The organism is Ancylomarina sp., assembly GCF_041555295.1.
GTDB lineage: Bacteria > Bacteroidota > Bacteroidia > Bacteroidales > Marinifilaceae > Ancylomarina.
Genome location: NZ_JBFFKR010000035.1, coordinates 1 through 23,046 on the forward strand (window position 1 = coordinate 1; position 23,046 = coordinate 23,046).

Consider the following 23,046-nt stretch of genomic DNA (forward strand, 5'->3'; position numbering starts at 1 on the left):
GTAAAGAATACCTGCACCAGCTATGCCACCCAATACCTGAGCTGCAATATAAGGGAGTAACTCTCTTTTGTCGAAACGTCCACCAACCCAGAGACCAACGGACACAGCAGGGTTAAGATGACAACCTGAAATGTGTCCGATGGCGTATACCATGGTTAAAACTGTCAAACCAAATGCTATAGCGACTCCCACAAATCCAATTCCTAATTCGGGATAAGAAGCTGCTAATACAGCACTCCCGCATCCACCCAATACGAGCCAAAGTGTTCCGATAAATTCTGCAATTAATTTCTTCATAATTTGTTTTTATTGAGGTTAACAACTGAATTTTATTGATGTATTTATTTTTGGTGCAATGAAAAAAGGGTCCTTTAGAACTCTATCATTAAGCCAATTGATGGTAGAATTGTTCCGGAATCATTCTCAATTTCCTTCATTTTATAAGCAAGTGGATTGTTGGGATTCTCTATTGGGGTTCCAGAAGCGTCTCTTTCAACATCCAGGTATGGCTGCGTTTTTGCTTTGAAATTATAGATGTTTTGAATGTCTAGATATGCATTAATAGACCACTTATTGAAATACCATTTTTTGTCGAGTCGTATATCCATGGTATGTGACGTAGGGTTTCTTTTCTTATTTAATTGATTCCAGTCTAGTTGTCCAGATTGAGCAACATCCCAAATGACCTTTTGTGCTGATAATTCAACATTGTAAGGCGTGTAAGGAGCAGGTCCCAGAAGTCTGAATTTCATGCCGAATTCCCAATTGTTATTGAATTTCTTTCCAGCAGTTAGGTTTAAAATATGTTTGTTGTCCCAAGAAGATGGGGTGTAAATACCATTCTTGTCTTTAAATTCACTTCTAACCCAAGTATAGGATATGATACCATAGATTGAAGAGCTTAGTTTCTGTTGAAGCAGAATTTCTAAACCATACGATCGACCCTTCGATATCGATTTTGCAGCTTCGTTACCAATCACACCAAAGTCGCCACCCAAATTGGCAAGCGATACGCTATCGGCTAATAAAAAGGGGTAGTTTTTATAGTTTTTATAGAACCCTTCAACACTTATTTTAGAATATTGAGTCGGGTTATAATCTATTCCACTAACAATATGATTGGATTCGATATAGGTGATCTTATTATTCTTATTGACCAAATTATTGTTGTTGTCTCGGTATCCCATCACAGTGTAGGCTGGTAATTGGAAATAACGCCCCGTGTTAAAGTTGACATTAAATTTAGGGGTAAGAGCATAAGATGCCGATAAGCGAGGTGATAATTGATCTAGTGGGTTAAATAACTCTTTGGAATAATCAGAGAAATCAGTACGTAAACCAAAAGATAAACTAAGCCTGTCATCGAGAATTTTACGACTTATTTGTGTGAATAAGCCAAACTTTCTGAAGTTTAATTCAGAATCGAAATCGATGGTGACGACTTGGCCATTTTGCTCTTTTTTATTGAATGTAGAGTTGGTGTATTCTACAAAATCTACGGAAGAACCAATATTCCACTTCCACCCATTTTTCCTTTTAGTACTTTCGAATTTAATCTTGTTTTCAATCTCTTGTGATTTATAGTTTAATAGTAACAAATCATCTTCTTCAATATTGTTTTTATATTTTATTGCCTCATTATTTAAATGATTGCGACTGACAATAAAACTTTGATAGCTGTTTTTGGAATAATGAAGCCATTTGGCCCCTAGCGTATAATTCCATTGATTGTTTACAGGAAGGTTATTAAGAATATAGGTGTTCCTTTCTATCTGATCGGCATCCTTTAATCCCTTATTAGCAGATGCGTTTAGTTTAAAATCGTCTATCGCACCTAAGCCAATAAATGTGAGTTCGTTTTTACTGTCTAGCTTGATGTTGTGCTTGAATTGCGCATCGTTGTAGGTTGGCAAAAAAGGAAGTTTTAGAGCTTTAAATAAAATTTGCAGATAAGAGCGACGTACGGAAAAGATGAAAGTTGAATTTTTCCCAATGGGGCCTTCTAAACTTAGTCCCAAATCACTTGAACCAAGCATAAGCGTACCTGCTAGTTTTTCATCATTCCCTTTTCTCTGTTTAAAATCCAGAATAGAACTAAGGGCATTGCCTTTACTGGCAGGAAAAGCCCCTGCATAAAAATCGAGCTCCCGAATAAAGTTGACATTAATCATCCCTACGGGTCCGCCTGAAGCTCCCTGAGTTGCAAAGTGATTAATATTAGCGACTTCGATACCATCCAGATAAAAACGATTTTCATTTGGACTACCTCCACGAACAATAATATCGTTACGAAACGAAAGGGTAGAAGCAACGCCTGGAAGTATTTGGATCACTTTGGAAATATCGCGATTACCACCTGGACTTCTGAATATCTCAGTGGTATTTATCGTCCGCATACTCAGAGGACTTTCTTCCGTTTTATTAAAGGCTGGAGCAGAAACAACAATTTCGTTAAGTTCCTTGATTTCTTTTTGTAGTGAAATATTAATAAGGCTTGGCTTTGAAGGGCTAACACGAATCTCGTATAAGAATTGAGTTTTGTATCCTAAACTACTACAAACTAAGTTGTAATTTCCGGGCTTGAGTTTTTCTAGTCGATAATTTCCATTGATATCAGCGGTTGTGCCTAGCGTACTGTTGGCAATTGCTATATTAGCAAAAGGAATAGCTTCATTGTTGATTCGATTATAGACACGTCCTTTAATCACGCCCGATTGAGCCCAAGTATAAGAGGTAGCTAATAGCAGTGGTATTATAAATAAGAATCTAAGTATTTTCATGTTTTTTGCTTAGTTATAAGTGCTTTGTTTCTTTTCAGCACCCTCTAATTTAATGTTTTATGTTGATGTGCGAAAAAAAATCCCAACTAAACGAATAGTCGGGATTTCATAATATCTTACTTTAGTACTATTTTACAATAGCCTCTTCGATAATTAAATCGTATGAGTAACCTGCGCCAAATTCCTTTTTCAGATAAACAGTACCTTCAATAGTGATCACCTGATCCATTTTAGCTTTATTCTGAGTTGTTAGAGTTAAGTCATAATTATCAGCATCTGCTGTACCGTCCTGAATATGAATCCAATTCTTACCCATAATGCCATTGTTGATCTTAACGACTTGTCCGCTAACTTTCACTTTTTTGCCTGCATATTGATCGCGATTTTTGAAAAGTTCAGCGATGCTAATTCCACCTTTAGGTAAATTAATATTAATACCTTCAACTTTTTTATCCACTTTTTGTGGCATTTTCTTAGCACCCATTTTAACCTTTATATTAGCTGTAGGTGTACTTGTATTATCTTGCACGAATAAAACGGTTTCGAATACACGATCCAGTTCCTTAGACTTAAAATCTTTCATCACTAAGGATTTCTCGTAATACACATCGTCGCCAGCTTTAGCATCGAGTCTACGAACAGCAATCCAGAATTCCTCACTGTTTTCTGTTACGAACAAATAGGTGTATGAACTGGTTTGTAAGATCTCCTTAACCTTAACGTGGTGAGTATTGGGAGCAGCTTGAGCTGGTACCTCACCTATACTTTGACTTGTTTTTTCACCAGTACTAAATGATTGAACTTTCTTGGCACTTTCTTGGCAAGAAGTAAATAAAATGCTGCTAACTAGCAGTGCGAATATTAATCTCATAGGGTCGTGTTTTTTAATTTGAGCTTTAAGATACATAAAGGTATTAATATATCAATGTAGAAAAAGAAGTCAAATAAATAATTGAAGAAAATGACTAGATATGTCTTCTTATTTCAAGCTGATAACTTTTGAAATAAAGCAGCTCCATTTTTTAATGGAGCTGAATAATTATTTAGAGCATTCAATTTTATTCGTTTGGATGTTCAGCTTTGAACTTGGTCCAATAGGAGTTCATAATATCTTTCATGTCTTTTCTGAGAAGCAGAATACCGATAAGGTTGGGCAGAGCCATTAGAGCTATGGTAATTCCTGATAGCGTCCAAATAATTGTTGTATCGGCAAAAGATGCAATAAAGAAACCCATACAGTAGATAATTCGATAAGGCAATACGCCTTTGGCACCAAACAAATAAGTGACTGATCGTCCGCCATAGTAGGCCCATGCAATAGCCGTTGAAAAGGCAAAAAGCAATAAGCCAATTGATACGATCCAACGTCCCCATTCTCCAAAGTAGCTTCGAGTAAAGGCTTCAGCGGTTAGAGGAGCAGAGTGTATTAAAGATTGACCTTTAAAATATGCTCCATCATTAGTATTGTAAACACCATCTAACACACTCACGTTACCTGTTAAAAGAGAATCTTGAGCATTATATACTAAGATGTTTTCAGCAATAGAACGCGCATGTATGATAGAAAGCTTATTTTGTATTTTTCCATTCTCGACAAGCAAATCACCTGTGAAAAGAGGAAGATCTTTATTGTTGCTCAAATATTTGAAAAGTTTCGTTTGATCTTCTTTGTTCGAGTCGTCATAAACGTCTGCCATAATACTCATATCCGTTGACTGAAACTGATTAGGGAATTTCTCTTTCCAAACTCCAGACGAAAGAATAACCAAACCCGTAAGGGAGCAGATAATGATGGTGTCAATAAAAGGCTCAAGTATGGCAACCATTCCTTCGGAAACGGGTTCTTCAGTACGGGCAGCAGCATGGGCAATAGGAGCTGATCCTTGACCGGCTTCGTTACTAAAGAGACCTCGGTTAACACCACGGTTGAAAGCATAAGCAAATCCGGCACCTAAGAAACCGCCAGTAGCAGCTGTTCCCGTAAATACACTAGAAAATATTGAAACGAATGCTGGTGCTATGTTCTGGTAGTTGTAAAAGATAACAGCAATGGCACCTACAAAGTATATAATCGCCATTGTCGGAACCAATTTTTCAGTCACCTTGGCTATACGTTTAATGCCGCCTAAAATGACGATAGCAAGGAGTATAGCCAGTACACCACCACTCAGCATTTTTTCTATGCCGAAGGTTGAATATAAAGAGCTGGATATGGAATTGATTTGTGGTAAACTTCCTGTTCCGAATGAAGAGACAATGGTCATGGCAGCAAAAAAAGCAGCTAACCATGGCATCTTTAATTTGTTCTTCATGTAGTACATCGGTCCACCAGAAATGAACCCTTGTTCGTCTGTTTCACGGTACTTGTGCGAAAGGCTAACTTCAACGAATTTGGTTGTCATACCTAATACGGCTGTCATCAGCATCCAAAAGAGAGCGGCAGGACCACCCAAATAAATGGCGAAAGCTACACCAGCGATATTACCTGTTCCAACTGTTCCCGAAAGGGCAGTGGTTAGGGCTTGAAAGTGGGAGGTGTCACCTTTTTCGTCGTCTTTGTCGTATTTGCCTCGAACCACCTTTAAGGCGTGTCCGAAAAAGCGAATTTGTGGAAATTTAAGGTAAATGGTGAAGAAGAGTCCGGTTCCAAGTAATAGTAGGGTGAACCATTGGCTTCCACCAAGGTATTGTTCAATTCCGGCTAAAGAGGCGTTGATACTGTGCATAGAAATATTAGGGTTTTGGGTTAGATTGGATGTTGTGAATATCCTTAAAAAATCATCCTAAGATAGAACTATTTTTGAATGATAGCTTTTAAGTAAATGTGAAAACCATACGGAAAGTGTCAATATTGGACAATTAAAGAGAAAGATGATGTCTATCTGGCTCTAGGATTTTTTCAGTTCGAACGATTTGCTAATTTTGCACTTTACTTACGATGTATATCAATTCGTAAATGTTGATACTAAAATATTAGAATAGGTGATATATCCTGAAAATTTTGAAACTAAAATTCGATTCGATAAGGTTCGAGATCTGCTTAAAAAACAATGTTTGAGTGCACTAGGGCGCGATTTGGTAGAAGAGTTGAAGTTCTCCGAGTCCTTTAATCGAGTGTCTCGTCGAGTGAATGAAACCAATGAGTTTAAAACCATTTGCCTCCAAGAGGAGAACTTTCCATTGGGACATTTTATTGATGTGCGTTCTAGTTTGGAGAAGATTCGAATTGATGGAACTTATTTAGAGCTAGAGGAATTGTTCGACTTGAAACGTTCTTTGGAGTCTATATCAGCCATTCTACGTTTTTTTAAGAATAAGGAAGAAGGAAGTTATCCATATTTAATGCGATTAACGGGTAATGTTAAAATGTACCCTTATATCTTCGAAAGAATAGATGCGATACTGACCAAGCATGGGCGAATGAAGGATAATGCTTCATCGGAGTTAATGCAAATTCGCAGCAATTTGACTCAGAAACAAGCGTCTATTTCAAGACGTATGCAAGCTCTTTTGCGTGCCGCTCAGAAAGATGGGTGGGTTGATCAGGACGTGTCGCTATCAGTTCGCGATGGTCGTGCGGTTATTCCTGTGACTTCTGCCTATAAACGCAAGATTAAAGGTATTGTTCATGATGAATCAGCTACGGGAAAAACCTCATATATAGAACCAGCAGAGATCGTTGAGACCAATAACGAGATTCGTGAATTGGAATATGCTGAGCGTAGAGAAATGATTAAAGTGCTTCGTGAATTTACAGAACAAGTTCGACCTTATGTGGATGATCTGTTTCATGCTTATGCTTTTTTAGCTCAAATAGATTTTATTCGGGCAAAGGCCAAATTTGCGATTCAAGTTAAAGGTTTAATGCCACTCATAGGTAAAGAACCAAGGGTTCTATGGGAGAATGCCGTGCACCCCTTATTATATCTGACTTTGCAAGGCGAGGGGAGAGAGGTGGTTCCTTTAAATATTGAGATTAACGATAAGCAACGAATTGTTCTGATTTCAGGACCCAATGCTGGAGGTAAATCGGTGTGTTTGCAAACCATGGGTTTGTTGCAATATATGTTTCAATGTGGGTTGTTGGTTCCTATGAGTGAGAAATCGAAGATGGGAATTTTTGATAACATTTTCATTGATATCGGTGATGAGCAATCTATGGAGAACGACTTGAGTACCTACAGTTCTCACCTGATGAATATGAAGTATTTTCTTAAATATTCGAATGCGGAAACCTTAATGATGATTGATGAGTTTGGCACGGGAACTGAGCCTGCCTTGGGTGGTGCCATTGCCGAATCTATTCTTGATAAATTGAACCGTAAGCAGGTGAAGGGCGTTATTACGACTCACTATACGGGCTTGAAACATTATGCTTCTGAGACTGAAGGTATAGAGAATGGTGCGATGCTTTACGATTCTCACAAAATGCAACCTTTATTTCAATTGCATGTTGGTAAACCAGGTTCATCATTTGCTTTTGAAATTGCTCGTAAAATTGGCTTGCCCGAAGAGATTCTAAAACTAGCCACTGACAAGATTGGTGGTGATCACATTAACTTTGACAAACACTTACGTGATATTGTTCGTGATAAGCGATATTGGGAGACTAAGCGTGAAAAAATACGTGTTAACGAAAAGAAGTTGGCACAGTTGGTTGAACGCTATGAAATTGACTTGAAAGAAACCTCTGGTTTGAGAAAGGAAATTATCTCTAAGGCTCAGGAAGAGGCAAAGCAACTCTTAAATCAAGCCAATAAATCGATAGAAAAAACCATTCGGGAAATTAAGGAAAGTAAGGCTGATAAAGAAAAAACTCGCGAAGTAAGGAAAGCTTTCGAAGAGCAAAAGGAGGTTTTGACACAACCTGATTTGCAGGAAGAAGAACGTATAAATAGAAAAATTCAGAAGTTAAAAGAGAGAGAAAATCAGGTTAAGCAATTTACTGGGGAGAAAAAGACTCAATCTGTGAGTCCGGAGAAAGCAGTTTCTCAAAAGAAGAAGCAATTCGATCCATTGATTATTGAAAAGGGAGATAGTGTGAAGCTCGACTCTCAGAGAACCGTTGGTGAAGTGATTGAGGTGAATGATAAGACAGCAGTTGTTGCCTTTGGCGCTATGTTAACGTCAGTAAAGCTGAACCGATTGACGAAGGTTAGTAAGACTCAAGCTAAAAAGGAGAGTACAACCTATAATCAGACCTCCGCTTTGGTACAAGAGAAAATTTCCAAGCGTAAGCTGACTTTCCGTCGCGATATTGATGTGCGAGGTATGCGTGCAGAAGAGGCGCTTCAAATTGTAATGGATCATGTTGATGAGGCTATTATGCTAGACATCTCTGAATTTAGAATTCTACACGGAACAGGGCATGGTATCTTACGAAAATTGATTCGTGATTATCTAAAAACAGTTCAACTGGTTAGATCTTGTACCGATGAAAAAATCCAAATGGGAGGGTCAGGAATCACGGTTGTCCATATGGAGTAATTGGTGTGTTGTCTCGATAGCTATTGGGATGATGATGATGTGTTGATGAATGAAAAACGAGTTCTCCCGCATATAAGATTGATAAATGCAGATAGATACTATGATAACTCTGTCTTTTGTCTGCGATTATTTGCGGAATCAGCGGAGATATTATAAAAACAAAAGGCTTGTTGATATTGAATCAATAAGCCTTTTCTAATATATGATATCGAGGTATTCCTCTTGATTTTTTAGATAAACATTGTGACTAGCACATAAAGGTAGTGAGCAAAACAACCTGCTACAATTCCACCAATTGTGTGTGAAAGAAGCGCTTTAGATGTTAATTCACGGTAGTTTAAAGTATCAAGCATAGCTGTGTGAGTACTTAAGTAGCCACTCCAACACATACCCATTGCAGTAAATACAGCAATTACATTTCCATCGATTATACCCTTAGCAATAAAAGCTTTTACAAGAGATAAAGCAGCACCAACAGCACCCAATGAAGTTACAGGGAAGGCAATTAACTCAGGATGTTTAAATCCGAATAAACCTTCGAATAACCACCAAATGTGCCCTGCTAGATCTGGTAATAAGGTAACCCCTTCGTATGCTAAACCCTGGTATCCAATGGTAGGATCTTTAGGACCGAAAGTTAGCATCATTACCATAGTTGAGATAATTAATACGCCTGGAATAATGGCTAAGCCTAAATCTACACCAGATTTACCACCATCAAGAATTGAGTTCAGGAAACGGATGAATAAACCACCTTCTGATTTGAAAGAGATCTTTTCAGTAGCACCTTCGTAATCTTTATCTTCACGTGGTTTGATCACATTCCTAATGAGGCGTTGCATTAATCGCGTTGATACGATAGCACCCACCAAAGCACCTACTAAACCAATCAGAGCAGGTATAAATAAATTCTCCTCATTACCAGGAATCTTAAGTGTAGACATAAATGTCATCACAATCAGTCCCATTCCAAATGCAGTTCCAAAGTTGGTTAATGAAACCAATTGGTAATTTTTGAAGTACTTACTAAAGTTTTTGTCGTTGGCTAAACTGATAATAGCAGGATTGTCAGATAGAAAAGTTAAAACTCCAGCTAATGCTCCTACACCAGGAAGGTTGAAAAGAGGTTTCATAAGTGGAGCCAGAATTTTTTCTAACAGACGTACGACACCAAACTCGATAAGTAATTTACCTAAAGCTCCAGATAAAACAGTAATACCCATAATGTAGAATACTGTGTTCATAAGAAGATCCCAAGCTGTGTTCATAATGGTATTAAGCATGTTTGCTACTCCCATTGAGTGGCCTACATAACCAAAAATACCAAAGAACGTGATAAGAAACATCACTGCTTCGTATCTTCTATGTTTAAGGAAATTAGTCTCTTTAATCGACTTAATTGCGTTCATTCTGTGTTGTTTGTTTAAGGTTGTTGAAATTCGGGGCAAAAATAATTTTTTAGTTTAGTTTCGTAACGCTTTTTATTATGATATTTATCATGTTTTGGGGAATTGCATATGTTTTAAAGTATGTGGAAAGAAAAACGATGGCCGGATTAAAAATGCTTTATAATACAGTGCTGTAGAATTGTGAAATAAACACTTAAAGGTGAGGATTAAAATTATATTCTGATTGAGTCAGTGGCTTTGTTGATAACTAAATACGCAAACACTAGTATACTTATAGGCATGACATTACTTTTGCTATCTCAAATTTGACTTTTGAAAGTTCTATTTTTTTATCCTTCAGATTCGTTTTTGACTACTGCAATAATTACACATATCCATTAAAAACCCCTTGTCGATAAATGAAGTTGGCTAACCGCATATTAAAAAAATACTTTGGATACGATAAATTTCGTCCCTTACAGGATGAGGTTATTCAATCAATTCTCGATGGTGAAGATGCCTTAGTCATTATGCCTACCGGTGGAGGGAAATCTCTTTGCTATCAGATTCCAGCCTTGATGATGGAAGGAGTTGCCATTGTTGTATCTCCTTTGATCGCTTTGATGAAAGATCAGGTTGAAGGCTTGCAAGCCAATGGTGTAAATGCGGCTTTTTTAAATAGCTCTCAGAGTTCGCAAGTGCAAAATGAGATTATTGAGGATGTTCACGCAGGCAAAATAAAACTGCTCTATGTGTCTCCTGAGAAGTTGGTGAGTCAAGAATTTTATTATTTACTATTAGAACTTAAAGTCAATCTGTTTGCAGTTGATGAAGCTCACTGTATTTCTGTTTGGGGACATGATTTTCGCCCTGAGTATTCGAAAATGGCCTATCTGAAAAAGCAATTTCCATTAGTTCCTATTGTTGCATTAACTGCAACTGCTGATAGTCTAACGCAAAAGGATATTGTCAGACAATTAGGATTGGGCGAGCCTAAACTTTACTTATCTTCTTTCGACCGCCCTAATTTGAGCTTGAAAGTTGTACCCGGAAAAGATAAGTTTAAAAGTATACTAAGCTTTGTACGTCAGCGCCCACATCAATCGGGTATTATATATTGTCTGAGTAGAAAGGCTTGTGAGGGATTGTCAGAGAAATTGAGGAATTCAGGTGTTAATGCAAATTACTATCATGCGGGCTTATCTACTGATGAGAGGGTACAGCGTCAGGACGCTTTTATCAATGATGATACGCCGATTATTTGTGCTACCATCGCCTTTGGAATGGGAATTGATAAATCCAATGTACGTTGGGTTATTCACTATAATTTACCCCGAAATATTGAGTCCTACTATCAGGAAATAGGTCGTGCTGGACGTGATGGTTTAAAAGCAGATACCTTATTATTCTATAGCTTCTCGGATGTTATCATTCATCGTAAGTTTATCGAAGAATCTGCGCTGAAAGAAGTCTCCAATGCTAAGCTAGAGCGTATTCAGCAGTTTTGCGATGCTCAAATTTGTCGTCGTAAAATTCTCTTGAGCTATTTCGGTGAACATTTGGAAGAAGATTGTGGTAATTGTGATGTTTGTAAAGATCCACCAAAGCAATTCGATGGAACCTTAATTGCGCAGAAAGCGCTGTCTGCTATAGTACGACTAAAAGAGCAAGTATCTGCGGGCACCGTGATTGACGTTTTACGTGGATCATCTCGTCAAGAAATTATATCGAAAGGTTATAATAACGTTAAAACCTATGGTGCAGGGAGAGATGTGTCACATCAGGACTGGCAGCAATATATGCTTCAACTTTTGAATTTGGGTTATATATCAGTTGCCTATGATGAGGGGAATGCTCTTAAATTGACAGAACAGAGTAAGGAAGTCTTATTTAGTGGTCGTAAAGTGAATTTGGTGCACTTAGCATCTATGAAATCAGATCCTAAGAAAGTGGTTGAAAAGGCCAAACCCGAAAAACAAGTTAACAGAGAAGACTTATTTGAGGCTCTACGCAAATTACGTTTGAAAATTTCTCGCTCTTCCAGAATCGCACCTTATCTGGTTTTCTCAGATGCTACTTTACATGAAATGGTTGATGAAAAACCAACTAGTGAATTTGAGATGAAAATGATTTCAGGCGTTGGTGAGCGTAAATATCAGTTGTATGGAGAATTCTTCATAAATGAGATACTCGAATTTGAACAAAAAAAGAATCAAGTAGCTAAGAGTAGTAGTCAGTCTTTTTATGAAACCTATGAGTTTTATAAAAATGGCTATTCTGTAGATGAAATTGCTCAAATTCGTCGCATTAATCCAGTAACCATCTATTCTCATTTGGCATCATTATATGAAAAAGGTGCTGATGTTGATATTCTATCTTTTTTACATGCCAAAGAGTTGGAGCGGACTGAAAATGCAGTTCGTGAATTAGGACATTTGAACACAAAGGAATTGTATGTTCATATGAACGAGGAGATACCCTATTATAAAATTAGACTAGCGACTTCCTATTTAAAGATGCTTGTTGAGGCATAAGTATTATTCGTGTCATATTTTTTTAAGGAAGTGTTATTTTATAAATCATAAAATATTTCTGAAAAAGACCTGTGTTCAGAACTCTTTTTTTTATATTTCGATACTAAAAAATATGACTATGATAAAAGCCATTATCGTTGACGATGAGATGAAGAGCCAATCTTCGTTATTTAAATTGCTGGAAAGGTTTTGCCCCGATGTCGAAGTTATTGGCTTTGCTTGTAATGTTCAAACTGCTGTAGAACTCATTAATCAAGAGAACCCGGAACTCGTTTTTCTAGATATATCGATGCCCGATGGTGATGGTTTTGAAGTTTTGGAGCAGGTTAACTCTCGCAATTTTGAAGTTATTTTCACTACAGCTTATAACGAATATGCTTTGAAGGCCATACAGTTTTCAGCCTTGCACTACTTGCTTAAGCCTGTAAATTATACAGAACTCAAGGAAGCTGTTGAGAGGTTTCAGAACACTAAAAAGGATATTAATCTCGATGAGAAATTTAAGGTTTTGTATGACAGCTTAAAAAATGAACACAAGAAGATCATTCTGCCAACAGCCAACGGGCTTCGTATGGTTGAGCTTAATAATATTGTTCGATGTGAGGCAAATGGATCTTATACCGATTTCTTTCTTGAGGAGAAAGAGGATTTAATGGTTTCGAAGCCACTTTCAAATTTTATGGATATACTTCCAGAACATTTGTTTTGCAGAGTACACAGTAAGCATTTGGTTAATTTGAATTTCGTCGATCAATATATTAAGGGTCGAGGAGGTCGTATTATCTTGAATGACGGTAAGGAAATCGAAGTTTCTGAAGGAAAGAAAAAGGAGTTTTTAGATAGATTAAAACAACTAGCTCACTCATTACCTGATAAAAAATAAAATATCTGCCTTTAAAATCTTTCTGCCTGATTAAAGGTTAATTCTAATATACTGCTCACTCCTTATTTAACAATAGTAATCCGATAGAGTTAAATGATTTTCTTTTGAGCGTAAAAAACTGATCCTTAATATTTTAAGCATAGCCTGCTTTGGTGAAAGGAATGGGTGTGAATATCTCAATACGCAATCGGAAACTCATATGACGTAGTTATAAAACCAAACCCCTGAACCATTAATTCTAGATTGTTTTACGCATAGATACAATATACTTTTATATTTCGAAAATCAATAAAAGTTGCGCTATGCTAGAACATCTAAAGAAAGAAATCCTAAATAAATTTGGTCAGGAACTATCTTATAATAAGGATTGTGAAGCGTTAGCTGAAATTGTTTGTGAGGCTACAGGAGGGAGAATTAGTGCTACTACAATACGTCGACTTTATGGTTTTTTAAAATCCCCCTCAGCTCCATCTAAATTTACGCTGGATTTATTAGCACACTATGTTGGTTATAAATCATGGAGTAATTTCCAATCTAATTATGTCTCTGAAGAGAAGGAAGGGGGCAATACACTTTCCAATTGGCAAGCATTTCGAGAAAGAGCATTTGAGTTGAGTAATGATGCTTATAACCTAATAAAAGGTCAATCAGGTATTCCTTTCAAATCGGTTGCAATCAGAAAAATAGGTGAGGATAGAATAAGTAACTTTCTTCAATCTGATAAAATGGCTCTTAGTTTTGTCGCACCCGGTGGATCTGGTAAATCAACAATGCTAGCAAAGTGGTATGAGCGAGTAAGTCAAGATACGTCGAGTAAGGATGTTATCTTATTTTTTGATGCCAATTTCATGATCAATTGTTTGAATAGTGATTTTATGCTCGAGCGATGGCTTGAGGATCAATTGAATTCAAAATCGAAAACAGATTTAAAATATTTTCTCGATCGCCCAAAAACTTGTGAAGGAAAAATTATTTTGGTATTGGATGCTTTAGACGAGGTTAGCTATGACAACACAAAATTGGAACGTTTGTTTTTGCAATTAAACCAATTTATAGCAAATCATAAGGACTCAAAGAATATGAAGTTGATTTTAACATCGAGAACTTCAACATGGGAAAAATTTGCTATACCTTTTATTCAAAAAGAGAATAGCCTTTTAGAAGCTTGGTATGAAATCGACATAGACCAAAATCAAACTGATAAAAGAAACTTTCCTCCTCTAAATGGTTTTGAGATTCAGCATGTATTTGATGAAACCATCAATCAACAATTCTTTTATGAATTGAAAGTTGAAAACCTGGATTATTATCAGCGAAATACAATTTCAAATCCATTTTTCCTTGAATTGTTTGTAAAGACATATGCTCCAAATAAAACAAATGATATTACAGATGGTTTTAAGTTGATTAATGAATTTTTAAAGAATAAGATTTATTATTCTCGTTATTCTGAAGAGAAAATTGAGATATTAAAAGGGATCTTGAAGATTCAGAAGTATGGTAAAGATTCTCATTCAGTTAAAAAGATGAATCTGAAATCGATGCTTCCTATACATCTTAAAACAGCAGGGAATTATTACTATGCATATGAAGAAATGTTGAGTTATGGCTTAATATCAGAATATGTTTCGGTTAACGAATATAATGGTTATTGTAAGTTTGTAAAGATTTATAATGAGCAACTTTTTGAAGTTTTATTAGTTAAGGAACTAATTGAGTTTAATCAAGGGATTAACTTTGAATTGTTTAAACAAATTGAAACCGATTATCAGGAATTTGAGCTTAAGGATAGGTTAATTGCACAGTTATTTAGTATTGCAGTCAACTCTGAAAATTATGAGGCACTATCTAGATTCTTTGAACTAAGCGAAGATACATTAACAAGTAGTGCTGTAACTGATATGTTGACTACTGTTATCACAAATATGGATGACAAAAAGGTTGATCTTATTAAGACATATGCTTCAGGGGCTCGTTCTGTTGAATTCATGTTTGCCCTTTCAGGAAACTTGAACCGTCTAACAGGTGATTTTAGTAAGGTTGTCGAGATTATATCAGAGACTAACGAGGATAGAACTATAAAAATTAAGTCTTTAAGCTTATTGCTTATGACTTCATTGATGTCTTTAGAGCAAGAATTATCAGATAAGTATTATAAATTATTATTGGAGACTGAACCTAACTCTAGTTGTACTGCCTACTCAATAGCTTTACGTTTTACTAGTATTTTATTTTATAACCATATCACTTGTAAAAGTAATGATATTGAGTTGCTTAGGGTGTTTTATTATCGTCAAATGGCTTATTGCCAAGTTGGTGATACATACGAGAGTTGGAGTGGTGAGTTTGAAGTCTTAGTATGCAATGCTTTATTTTATATGCAATCTTATCACAAAGTTATTCAGTTGATTGAAGACGCTGAATTATTTTACGATCAATTAAATGTTAAAGCTCATTTTTCGAACCATAAATTATTAAGAGCTTATAAATTAATTGCTCAATTTAAGTTGGGAATGAAATTAACAGCTAGTCAAATTCAGGAGTTAGAATTTTGTAATGATAGTTTAATTAGCTCTAAAGCTTATCCTTTACAGATTTTCTTTAAAAGCTCATTAGCAGAAATATATTTTGAAGAAGGGAATAGAGATTTTCAAGAAAAGCATTCTAATAGAGCATTTGCAATTAGTGAATTTGCTCATTATGATTTCTGTAAGGTAGGATTACTTACGAAAATGGCTAAATACTACAATGCTTGGGGTGAACAAACTAAAGAGAACTTGTGTACAAAAGAACGTGATCAAATTTTAAAGAATAGAAATGCTGAGGTTTTGGTTAAGATTCTTAACAACTAAAGCTATATATGTAATTATATTTTAATTAGGAATTAGTTATTCCAAAGCTATCCTGTGAATCTAAAGTGATTCGCAGGATTTTTTGTTTCAACCGCCTTATTTTGTCATGATTACATGTGGCTTTAGACACTTTTATTGCTAAATGGGCGTTCGTTATCTTAGATCTTATGAATTAAAGTCTTTATCCAATTTTGGAACTATGTAAATACTGGCTATATTTCTTTATTTTTGCTTCTATAATGAAGTGTTTAATTCTAATAGAACAACCCAATCAGATTCATTAAATGAAAGTTGTCATTTTAAAATATAAGTACATTATCTTTTTATCACTCATACTTATTCTTTTCTCAGGTAATACTTTTGCTCAAGAAAAATGTACGGTCGAAGGAAAGATTACAGTTAATGGAGGAGATCTTAATGATGTAGAGATTACTTTATACAAGGATTCTCAACAAGAAAGTGTGAGGAATATCTCGAATAATGGGAAGTTCTCATATGAATTGAATTTTGGTTACGATTACATCTTTGAGTTTTCGAAAACGGATTTTGTGACAAAACGAGTGAGTGTTTCAACTTATGTCCCTCAAGATGTTTTGGAAAGAGATAGCCACTTCCCTCCATCTAAGTTTTCAATAGAGTTATTCAGGTTTTTCCCTGGTATTGATTTATCTATTTTTGATCAGCCTATTGGTATGATCATGTATAATAATGAGACAGATTTGATTGAAATAGATTTGTCATTTCAAACAGAAATTGAGGCTAGACTTAAACAAATTGAGAAGGAAACCAGATTAAAACAAGAGGCGTATTGGGCAGAAAAAGCTCGCATAAATGCTGAGTTTAGCTTGGCTATAAATAAAGGTGATGGTGAGTTTCAAAAGAGGAATTATATAGATGCAAAATCATTTTATACAACAGCTTTGAGTCTAAAAGCCAAAGAGGTTTATCCTCAAAATCAGATTACTAAAATTGATGACCTCTTGTTGAGTCAAAAAGGCAAGCTTGAGGCACAGCGTCTTTTAGAAGAGACGTTTAATGCATTTATTGAGCTTGCAGATAAGAATTTTGTCGAAGCTAATTATGAGCAAGCAAAAGTCAATTATAAATCTGCTATTGGTGTTAAGCCGACTGAAAAATATCCTATAGATCAATTAACGAAGATTAAGGAAATTGAAGTCGAATTGAAGCTGAATGCAGAAAATGAAGCAAAGAGATTAGCTGCTGAAAAAGCCTCAAAGGATAAATATGATGCTCTTATTGCTTCAGCTGACAAAGCTTTCGAGTTGAAAGAATATCAGACGGCTAAATCACAATATACTTCTGCTCTTAGAGTCATGCCTGATGAAGTATATCCTCAAAGTCAGATTCAGTTGATTGATGATAAACTGGATTATCAACGACAGCTAACTGCTGCAAATGCAAAATTTGTAGCTGAGCAAAAAGCGTTAAAAGCCGAGTATAATAGGTTTATTAATCTTGGTGATGTGCAATTTAAGAAGAAAGAGTATTCGAATGCTGTTGCTTTATATGAAAAAGCGATTGAACTGGATGCTGAAGAATCATACCCTCAATTGCAAATTCAGGTCATAAATGAAGCTATTGCTAATGAAAAAGAACTTGCTGCTAATAAGCTTAAGCAAAAAGAAATAGATGATAAGTATAATTTACTTGTAGATTCTGGTGACAAGCAGTTAAAGGATGGAGAATATAGTCAAGCAAATAAAAATTACAAGGAAGCTTTGGCTTTAAAACCCGATGAAAGTCACCCTAAAGCTCAACTCTTAAAAATTGAGAGTTTGATGACTCAACATGCAAAAATACTAGCAGATAAAGATGCACGTGAAAAAAAATATGCTGACCTTATTTCTTTGGCTGACTCACAAATGAATTCGGGTGATTTTGATAAGGCTCAAGGTAATTATGAACAAGCTCTAAATATTAAGCCAAAAGCAGCTTATCTGAATGAACAGGTTAAAAAAGCGAAACAAAGTCAAATTGATAAAAAACTAGAGCAAGAAGAGAAAGTTAAACAAGAATTAGAACTACAAATACAATCTCAAAAGTATAATGCTTTAATTATTAAAGGTGATAGTAATTTGGCAGTTAAAAAGTACTTTGATTCTCGTGATAATTATAAAGATGCTCTGGAGATAAAGCCTGATGAGAAATACCCTAAGGATCAGCTTAATAAGTTAGAGGACCTGATGGCTAAGGAACTTCATCAAGCATCAGCTATCAAAGAATTTGAAACAAAATATCAGGTCTTTGTAACGACTGGAGATTCACAACTACAGACGAATGAATACGATTTAGCCAAGAAAAGCTATAAAAGAGCTTCAGAGATGAAACCTGAAGAATCTTATCCAAAATTACAACTGAAAAAGCTTGAAGGTTTAATTGCAGAAGCCAATAGGATAAGGGCTGATAAGCAATTGCTTAAAGATAAATATGAGGCTTTAATCGGTCATGCAGATACAGCATTCGCAGCTGAAGATTACAAATTGGCAATTACTAATTATCAGTCAGCCTTGAGTTTGAAAGCGAGGGAGAATTATCCTGAAGAGCAAATAAAGAAAGCTGAACTGGCTTTGGAAGAGATCGCTCAAGTTGCTCAAGAAAAATTGAAAGCAAATAGCTTGACCAATGAGAAATATTCCAAAGCAATTAAGTTGGCTGACGCTGCATTGACTAATGAGAATTATAAGAGTGCTAATTCAAATTATGAGCAAGCATTAGAGTATAAAAAAGCAGATCAATATGCCACAGCTCAACTTTTGAAGATAAAGAGCTTGATTGCTGAAAAAGAAAGTAAAGCTGAAGCTGATGACCTCTTATTAAAAAAGAAAGCCATTCTAGACAAGCAGTTCAAGCTGTTTATAAGTGAGGGAGATAAGCTGTTTAAGAACGAGAAGTATGCTAATGCTCTGGAAAAATATGAAGCTGCTATTCAGGTCGTGCGAAATGATGAATATGCCTTAAAGCAGATTGATCTAGTAAAGGGAAAATTGGCAGAAGAGAAACTAGGTGCAGAAAAACGTTTGAGTCTTGAAAAAGAGTATGATACTTATATTAGTTCTGCAGATAAATTATTTGCTGATAATAAGCTGAAATCAGCTAAAGAAAAATATCAATTAGCACTTAATCTTAAATTTAAGAGTTCTTATCCTAAGAATCAGATAGAAATAATTGATGAAACTTGGGCTAAGCAAGATAAAGCGGATAGAAAGACTGATAGGCTTGAAGAGGAATTTAAAGTATCACTTACAAAAGCGGATTCGCATTTTAAAAAGAAATCATACTCTTTGGCGAGACATCATTATAAGGATGCACAAAAAATAAAACCTAAAGATGGCTACGTCAAATCTCAGCTGAATGAAATTAGGATGATTTTGAAAGCTAACACGCAATCAAAAGAAGATGTTTTGTTAACGCAGCATTCAAATGCCTTTGGGGATAATTTATTGAAGAGGAATGAGCTAGAATACAAAGCCTTTATTGATAAAGGTGATGTAGCAATTAATGATAAGTATTTAGGAAAAGCCAAAGCTTATTATAAAAAGGCACTAGGCGTGTTCGAGCGTGAATATCCTAGAGGTAAGTTAGCTGAAATTGAAGAATTAAGATATGCTTTTAGATCTGAGAAAGATCGTATAGAATATGAAAAATTAATGCGATCGGGTGAAGAGGAGTATGAGAAATCAAATTATTCTGTGTCTCGACATTATTTTAAAAAGGCACTTTCTTTGGCAGCAGATAGACGTGTTGTTGAAGAAAAATTGAATGAAATAGAACAGGCTATTACGGCAGATAAGCAAAAAGCTCTGGATCTTGAATTTGATGAGTTTGTAAAGAAAGGAAATACAGCTTTAAAATCAGGTAATTTATCTGTAGCTAAATTTTATTTCATAAAAGCTTTAAAAATAAAACCTAAGGATCAGCAATTGAAAGGAAATTTGGAAAATATCAAAAACTCACTGAAATAAATTAAAATAGATGGCATTAAATTATATATGGGTTTTCTTTTTCGTACTAGCTTTTGTTGTCGGTTTAATCAAGTTGATATTTTTTGGTGATATGGAAGTGTTTCCAGCCATGATTAATTCGACTTTCGATATGGCCAAAACTGGTTTTGATATCTCACTTGGCCTAACTGGCGTACTAACACTTTGGTTGGGTATCATGAAAATTGGAGAACGAGGAGGAATCATTAGAGTTTTCTCCCGCTTGATTGGTCCTTTTTTTAATCGCTTATTCCCAGAATTACCTAAAGATCATCCAGCTCATGGTTCAATCATGATGAATTTGGCAGCTAATATGTTAGGTTTGGATAATGCGGCTACACCGATGGGTTTAAAAGCCATGACTCAGATGCAAGATGTAAATCCTGTTAAAGATACTGCGTCGAATGCACAGATTATGTTTCTGGTTTTGAATACCTCAGGTTTGACGATTATACCAATATCTATCATGGTTTACCGAGCTCAATTGGGAGCTGTGAATCCTTCAGATATATTTATACCAATATTGCTTGCAACTTATTTTTCAACCATCACTGGCTTAATAGCAGTTGCAGTGATGCAGAAGATTAAGCTATGGGACAAGGTTATTTTGCTTTACCTGGGAGGTATGACTGCTTTTATTATTGCATTAATCGTGTATTTTTCGAGTATTGAAAAAGAGCAGATAGCTATAATTTCGAGAGTCGTGAGTAATGTTTTTCTATTTTCAGTGATTGTAGCCTTTATTTTACTGGCTTTCATTCGCAAAGTTAATGTTTATGAAAGTTTTATCGAAGGGGCCAAAGATGGTTTTAATATTGCTGTTAAGATCATCCCTTACCTCATAGCCATATTGGTCGCTATTGGTGTTTTTAGGGCCTCAGGTGCTATGGATATGTTTATTCAAGCTGTTGAGAAACTTTGTGTCATGCTTGGTGTTAATGGCGAATTTATTCCTGCTTTACCCACTGCACTTATGAAACCTTTAAGTGGTTCTGGAGCACGAGGTATGATGGTTGATGCTATGTCTCAATATGGAGCTGATAGTTTTGTAGGACGAATGACCTCAGTATTGCAAGGGGCTACAGATACAACCTTTTATATAATTGCAGTTTACTTTGGAGCTGTAGGTATTAAGAATACGCGATATGCTATTACATGTGGTTTAATTGCCGATTTGGCAGGAATTATAGCAGCAATAGGTATTTCTTATTTATTCTTTTATTAGTCTTCGGAAAAGAATACCTTTGCCTCTCAGTTTTTATAAATGAAATTTACCCATAAGCTATGATTAATTTTAAAATCGATACGGAATATATTGAGCTAATAAAGCTGATAAAAGCATTGAGTATTAGTGAGAGTGGGGCGCAAGCTAAGATATTTGTAGAAGATGGCCAGGTTATTCGTAATGGTGAAGTTGAGTATCGTAAACGTGCCAAAATTCGACCAGGAGATAAAATTGAAATTTTCGATGAAGTGATTATTGTTGAATAATCAGTTTAGATTAAAATATAGCCTAAGAAAAAGTCCAGCATTGCTGGACTTTTCTTGTATCTAGAGTTTGTGTTTCTTTTAAAGTTTTGGATTAATCAATTGAAGGAGATATTCATCTTTCCAGCCATCCTGACTTTTAATCCATTGTTTTTTCGTTCCAGTAATCTCAAAATTCTTAGAACAAAATAAATCAATACTTGCTTGATTACATGTTGTTATATTACAATAGAGTTGATGTATCTGTAAGCTTTTAAAGCAATACTCGATTAGTGTTTCTAGTGCTTCACTTGCATAACCCTTTTGGCGATGCATTTTATCGTGAAGAAGGACACCAATTCCAGCTCTATTATGAAAAGGGTCAAAATCGAATAAGTCGATTAAACCAATTGCTTCATTATTTTCTTTCAATTCAATAACCAATCTAAGCTGCTTACTTTCATAAATATCCTGATGCGAATTTTCAAGATATTGCTTTAATACAAACAGCGAAAATGGTTTTTGACAATGACTAACCTCCCAGATATCTGAATTATTTTCCCATTGATAGAGGAGTTTTAAATCCTCAGGTTCTAAAGCTCTTAGCCTGATTGAATTATTTTCTAAAATTTGCATATAATCGATTGCTTGTTACTTATTCAAGTAGAGTTTAGTTTTTATTATACCACTTGATAGTTCGCGTAAAGGCATCGTAATAACCTTTTTTGAAAGCTGTATTCAGATATTTTTTCTCATCTTTTTTCTCTTCAAATGCTTCAAAAGTATATCTTGATAAACCATCTTTTCCTTTGTTCATATTTAGTCTATCAACTGGTAAATTATTAAAATAATTCAATGATTTAGGATGATTTAAAGCCATAATCTGAATGGTGTACTTATTCGACCTTCTAGTGTTGTAATTTGCAAAAAGAACTTCCTCACCCCAATATGCTTTGCGAACATAGGCATCCCAATAGCTCTTTTTCAAAACTTCACCAAGAGCTAACTGAGCTTCATATTTTGTTGGGAAGATCTTGTAAGTATATCTGTAAATGTTTTCAGAATCTCTATAAACATTAACCCCCTTAAGATTTTTAAAGTATGAGACAGGTCTTACATCCTTAAGTGACATTAACTGGATAGTATAAGCTGTGCTTGTTGAAAATTTCATTTCTGGATAAATAAGCTCACCATTGATAACTGTTCGGATAAATGAATCCCAATAACCTATACGAATCAGTCTATCTAATTCCTGAGTGGCAGAAGTGAAAGATCTGAACTTCTTGTAAGTATATCTACTGAAACCATCGCTACTTTGGAATATCTTAACATTATCCAGATAGTTAAACATCTCAGGATCCATAGGGATTTGAAGAGCTAAAATCTGAATCGTGTAATAATTTGCTTCTTTTTTAAGCTCTTTTATAATTATATCCTGTTGAATCATACGAATTTTGACATTTTTCAACCCCTTCTTTTCAAACAACTCTTTTGCCTTTACAGCATCTTTGTAGTTTTCATATCTTCCTAGGATATAGGATAAATTATTTTCAGGATTCTTAACCTCTTCGATACCTGGTATTTCTTTAAGTTTTGCTAAAATACTGGTGTCAGATGTGTTTAGTTCAATCGTAAAAAATAGCGGTTCTAGTGA

The 23,046-nt window shown here is 35.4% G+C and carries 14 protein-coding genes; 7 read left to right on the forward strand and 7 right to left on the reverse strand.

Annotated features, from left to right (window positions below):
- The 4 genes from ABY905_RS04815 to ABY905_RS04830 all read right to left on the reverse strand — a co-directional run.
- The coding region (locus tag ABY905_RS04815) for an aquaporin (protein WP_372641114.1) at nt 1-297 on the reverse strand (297 nt) is incomplete at its 3' end.
- 74 nt (nt 298-371) lie between these two features.
- Nucleotides 372-2,780 carry a TonB-dependent receptor domain-containing protein gene (locus tag ABY905_RS04820; RefSeq protein ID WP_372641116.1) on the reverse strand — a complete coding sequence of 803 codons (2,409 nt, stop codon included), beginning with the start codon at nt 2,778-2,780 and terminating at the stop codon, nt 372-374.
- Between the two features lie 127 nt (nt 2,781-2,907).
- Nucleotides 2,908-3,651 carry a GW dipeptide domain-containing protein gene (locus ABY905_RS04825; RefSeq protein ID WP_372641118.1) on the reverse strand — a complete coding sequence of 248 codons (744 nt, stop codon included), beginning with the start codon at nt 3,649-3,651 and terminating at the stop codon, nt 2,908-2,910.
- 187 nt (nt 3,652-3,838) lie between these two features.
- Nucleotides 3,839-5,506 (reverse strand): alanine/glycine:cation symporter family protein, encoded by a 1,668-nt coding sequence (locus ABY905_RS04830; RefSeq protein WP_372641120.1) that lies wholly within the window; start codon nt 5,504-5,506, stop codon nt 3,839-3,841.
- Nucleotides 5,507-5,762: 256 nt separating this feature from the next.
- On the opposite strand from ABY905_RS04830, the gene ABY905_RS04835 reads away from it, so the two are divergent.
- A complete protein-coding gene (locus ABY905_RS04835; protein ID WP_407936033.1) occupies nt 5,763-8,267 on the forward strand; it encodes an endonuclease MutS2 in 2,505 nt (834 codons plus the stop codon).
- Between the two features lie 230 nt (nt 8,268-8,497).
- Here ABY905_RS04835 and ABY905_RS04840 read toward each other — a convergent pair whose 3' ends face one another.
- The gene (locus ABY905_RS04840; protein ID WP_372641124.1) at nt 8,498-9,676 is read right to left on the reverse strand and encodes a nucleoside recognition domain-containing protein; all 1,179 of its coding nucleotides are present in this window, start codon (nt 9,674-9,676) and stop codon (nt 8,498-8,500) included.
- 398 nt (nt 9,677-10,074) lie between these two features.
- Here ABY905_RS04840 and recQ point away from each other — a divergent pair, with 398 nt between their 5' ends.
- From recQ to ABY905_RS04870, 6 genes are all read left to right on the forward strand, one after another.
- Nucleotides 10,075-12,189, forward strand: a complete 2,115-nt coding sequence (gene recQ / locus ABY905_RS04845) for a DNA helicase RecQ (RefSeq protein ID WP_372641126.1) — start codon at nt 10,075-10,077, stop codon at nt 12,187-12,189.
- Between the two features lie 118 nt (nt 12,190-12,307).
- Nucleotides 12,308-13,072 (forward strand): LytR/AlgR family response regulator transcription factor, encoded by a 765-nt coding sequence (locus ABY905_RS04850; protein ID WP_372641128.1) that lies wholly within the window; start codon nt 12,308-12,310, stop codon nt 13,070-13,072.
- A 302-nt stretch (nt 13,073-13,374) separates the two neighbouring features.
- Nucleotides 13,375-15,924 carry a hypothetical protein gene (locus ABY905_RS04855; protein WP_372641130.1) on the forward strand — a complete coding sequence of 850 codons (2,550 nt, stop codon included), beginning with the start codon at nt 13,375-13,377 and terminating at the stop codon, nt 15,922-15,924.
- Between the two features lie 284 nt (nt 15,925-16,208).
- Nucleotides 16,209-19,907: a hypothetical protein gene (locus ABY905_RS04860; RefSeq protein WP_372641132.1), complete on the forward strand. Its 3,699-nt coding sequence runs from the start codon at nt 16,209-16,211 to the stop codon at nt 19,905-19,907.
- A gap of 10 nt (nt 19,908-19,917) precedes the next feature.
- On the forward strand, nt 19,918-21,150 hold the full coding sequence (locus tag ABY905_RS04865) for a nucleoside recognition domain-containing protein (protein WP_372641134.1): 1,233 nt from the start codon (nt 19,918-19,920) through the stop codon (nt 21,148-21,150).
- Nucleotides 21,151-21,209: 59 nt separating this feature from the next.
- Entirely contained in the window at nt 21,210-21,416 is a 207-nt protein-coding gene (locus ABY905_RS04870; RefSeq protein WP_156190182.1) for an RNA-binding S4 domain-containing protein, read from the forward strand.
- Nucleotides 21,417-21,494: 78 nt separating this feature from the next.
- Here the strand turns inward: ABY905_RS04870 and ABY905_RS04875 are convergent, their stop codons facing one another.
- On the reverse strand, nt 21,495-22,028 hold the full coding sequence (locus tag ABY905_RS04875) for a GNAT family N-acetyltransferase (protein ID WP_372641136.1): 534 nt from the start codon (nt 22,026-22,028) through the stop codon (nt 21,495-21,497).
- Nucleotides 22,029-22,062: 34 nt separating this feature from the next.
- The coding region (locus ABY905_RS04880) for a hypothetical protein (RefSeq protein WP_372641138.1) at nt 22,063-23,046 on the reverse strand (984 nt) is incomplete at its 5' end.